This is a genomic window from Allobosea sp. P4_C6, assembly GCF_056402015.1.
In genome coordinates, this window is sequence record NZ_JBFUIF010000141.1 from 1 (window position 1) to 3490 (window position 3490).

4 protein-coding genes are annotated in these 3490 nt (G+C 58.9%); 3 read left to right on the top strand and 1 reads right to left on the bottom strand.

Going from position 1 to position 3490, the window contains the following annotated elements:
• Window positions 1-160: 160 nt before the first annotated feature.
• Window positions 161-394, top strand: a complete 234-nt coding sequence (locus AC1DVA_RS26950) for a hypothetical protein (RefSeq protein WP_265050136.1) — start codon at window positions 161-163, stop codon at window positions 392-394.
• A gap of 78 nt (window positions 395-472) precedes the next feature.
• On the opposite strand, the gene AC1DVA_RS26955 is transcribed toward AC1DVA_RS26950, so the two are convergent.
• Complete coding sequence (locus tag AC1DVA_RS26955; RefSeq protein ID WP_265050137.1) at window positions 473-673, bottom strand: hypothetical protein; 201 nt, start codon at window positions 671-673, stop codon at window positions 473-475.
• Window positions 674-1070: 397 nt separating this feature from the next.
• Between AC1DVA_RS26955 and AC1DVA_RS26960 the strand changes: the two genes are divergently transcribed.
• Window positions 1071-2303, top strand: coding sequence for a tyrosine-type recombinase/integrase (locus AC1DVA_RS26960; protein WP_476807927.1), 1233 nt, complete (start codon window positions 1071-1073; stop codon window positions 2301-2303).
• Between the two features lie 27 nt (window positions 2304-2330).
• Window positions 2331-3332 carry a hypothetical protein gene (locus tag AC1DVA_RS26965; protein WP_476807928.1) on the top strand — a complete coding sequence of 334 codons (1002 nt, stop codon included), beginning with the start codon at window positions 2331-2333 and terminating at the stop codon, window positions 3330-3332.
• Window positions 3333-3490: the final 158 nt, after the last annotated feature.

Below are 3490 nucleotides of genomic sequence, written 5' to 3' on the forward strand. Positions count from 1 at the left end.
CCTCAGGCTCGCTTGACTATGCTGTATCGCTCGACGGATCGCCTCCGTCGTTGTGGCGCTCCCGTGCAGAACCTGGCCCATAGTGCCTCCTTCCATCCGATGGAAAAGATCGCACCATCAAAACCTGGGATCAAACACCTAGATACGAATGGAAATCGTAATGTTCGAACTTTCAAAGCAGCGCTTAACGGCCGACAACCAATTTTCGAAGATCCAAACCCGCTCGCTCTCTCACGCAAGGATTGTTTCCGAAACGGAGAAGCTGATCCAGCATCGCGAGGACAACATGCTCAAACTGCGCGGGCTTCGTCTGGCGAAAGAAGCCAATGTTAAACAGGCTGGCCTAGCAGCACAGATCAAAACGAAGTCGCGGCGCCGTCCGGGCTTCAAATAGCCCAGGAGCCGAACTCTTTCAGTCTTGGCAGTATGTGGCAGCCCATTCAGCTTCCGTTAGGATTGGGCTCAATGGCCTTCATGCCGCGAAGTCTTCCGCAGCAAAGCGTCGGATCACGATAAACAGGTCATTCTGTCGCGCGGCGCCGGAAGCAATTAGCTCGGCCTCCTTGCACTTCGCATCTTCCGATCGGGCCTCAATGAGATGCTGTCGCGCGGCGCCGGCATCCCTGACACTCTCCAGCTTGGCGACGCGCTGCCTGATACCTGCTGTGCTCATTGCGGGCGCTCCTCATAGATCGTCACGAACATCACGAACTCGTCACGCTCGGCAGCCGTGCCGGCTCGGATCATGGCCGTTCGCTGGGCTTGCACGTCCTCATGGCTGCGGCCGAATATGATGCTTCCAGGGGCGCGACATCGCGAGAGCCATTGTGTACCACCCGTGTGTACCACTCGGGCGGCTGCAAGCCATTGATTTTTCAGAACTCTTTTTGGATCAAACCCTTAGCGGGATGATGGCGGACAGGGAGTCCGTGTAATTGAACTGCCATGGTATGCCTCAATGTGAACGCAGTAGGGGAGTCTCACGAACATAACCGGAAAATAGTTGCCGGGCTGTGCCTTTCTGTGTCATGAAATGACTGTCGCCTGGTGGGGTGAAAGGTGGGGTAGCGGTGGGGCGCCAAGTCAACAAACTCACAGCACGAGGCGTCGCCACATTGACGGCGCCTGGACGGCACAGCGACGGCGGCGGCCTTTATCTGTGGGTCGATGCCAGCGGCGCGAAGCGCTGGCTTTTCTTGTTCCGCTGGGGAACTGTCCGAAAGGAGATGGGTCTCGGCGGGCTCGATGCCGTTACGCTGGCGGAGGCTCGGGCGAAGGCATCCGCCGCCCGGAAACTCCTCGATGCCGGCAGCGATCCAATCCAAGCTCGAAAAGACAGCATTGCAGCGGCAGAGGCTGGCCCGAATGCAACGCCTGCTTTTGGCGAGTTCGCCGAGACACTGATCGAAGACATCAAATCCGGTTTTCGGAACGCGAAGCATCAGGCGCAATGGTCGTCATCGCTTAAGACGCATGCCAGTTCGCTCTGGCCTCTCCGCATAGACGAAGTTGGGACCGAGCATGTGCTCGATGTGCTCAAGCCGATCTGGAGGACCAAGGCGGAAACAGCATCGCGCGTGCGCGGTCGCATCGAACGCATCCTCGATGCCGCCAAGGCCAAGGGCAAACGTATCGGGGAGAACCCAGCGCGATGGCGCGGCCACCTCGACAAGTTGCTTCCGCAGAGGTCGAGGCTCGCGCGCGGCCATCACGCCGCCATGGCTTACGATGATGTGCCCACCTTCGTCCAAAGCCTCCGCGAGCGTGAAGCCACTGCGGCGCGCGCCCTTGAGTTTCTGATCCTGACCGCCTCGCGCACTGGAGAGATCCGGGGTGCGAAATGGAACGAATTCGACTTCGAGCGCGGGGTCTGGACCGTTCCTGCCGATAGGATGAAAGCCGGGCGGGTTCACCGCGTTCCGCTAGCCGAACGCCCGCTCGATATCGCGCGGTCTCTTCAATGCAACGCCAGCGAGTTTGTATTTGCCGGCGCTCGCAAAGACAGGCCGCTATCGTCTCACGCCATTCTGATGCTGATGCGCCGCATGCAGATGGAGCAATATACGCCACACGGCTTTCGATCGAGTTTTCGAGACTGGTGCGGCGAGCAAACCGCATTTCCGCGCGAGATTGCCGAGGCCGCACTTGCGCACGTCGTCGGCGATGAGACTGAGCGAGCCTACCGCCGTGCCGACTCGCTGCAAAAGCGCCGCAAGCTCATGGACGCCTGGGCGCGTTTCGTCGGTACGCCCAAGTCAAAGGGAACCAACATCACTCCTATCCGGCCAAAGGCGGCCGGATAGGTATCGAACTGCATGGGGATAGGCTGCGTGGTCCATCATTCGAGATCGAAATTCTGGAGTTCCGAAGACCTTTGGCCGAGAGAGCCTGAAGGATCGATTTTCCTCGCCCGCGCAATGTTAGAGGCGGCGCCTATAATCCTTGGCGCACCGCTGGACGGCAAAGAGTTCACCACGGAATGGGTCGAAGACCTTCCTTTTTCCGCGTCTCTCGCAACCGCCGATCAGCATACCTTTGCGAGGCGTCTGGTCTCTAGGATTTTCCCGGATCGCGCACCCACGATGCCGCCGCTCGCTCCTCTCGGCCAAGGCTCATCGATGACGTTGGGGCAAAAGTTCCCGATAGATAGCGAGCCCATATCTAAAGAGGATTGGGACACCGTACGGCGCATGGTTTCCGACAGACAAAATGAGATATTCCCGGCACTCCAGAAGCGGGGCCGTGTCACGGAATGGTTTGCAAAAACTGTCTATGATCGGGGCCACATTAGGGTCTTTGCCTGCCCTTTAACGGGAGGCGCCATGATCAATGCCGTCCCTTCGATATGGAACGTCCAATGGCCGGGCTTTGATCACGTCCTTCGCAATTGCTCCACGAACTGGGACAATCCGATGGACCCGGTGGCCGAGCGCACGCACTACATCTTTCTGGACCGCCCGCAGTTTGAGCGAGCATTAGACGCACATCGTGCAGCCGACGGCGAGCGTTCCGAGCGGCTAGCGCTGCTTGATAAGCCTGAAGCAGCTAACGCGTCTGCGCCACATTCTAATGCGGTAGAAGACGCTGCCATATATGCAACGGGTGGCGCCGGTGCACCGTCGTCTATGCATCTCGTTGTTGCCGAGTTGGAACGCAGAAGCGCCGCTGGGATGACCCCTCCCAAATCAAAGACTTCGATCGCCCGAGAACTGCAAGATTGGCTGCTATTGGCTCATCCGAAGGCTCCGCCACTGGGCGAGAAGGGGATGCGCAACAGCTCACTTTTTGACAGGGCCTATCGCCGTTGGAAAGACAAAGCTGCGTCAGAGTGACCGCCCGGAATTACCGCCCGAAATAGATTTGGTCGGGCGGATTCCGGGCGACTATTTCGGGCGGTAACACCCGGCTCATTCTCCGATCCATCGCCACGACGCGCAACGGCATGAAGCCGGCGCCGGATGGCGGGATTGGAGACCCCAACGTGGAACCC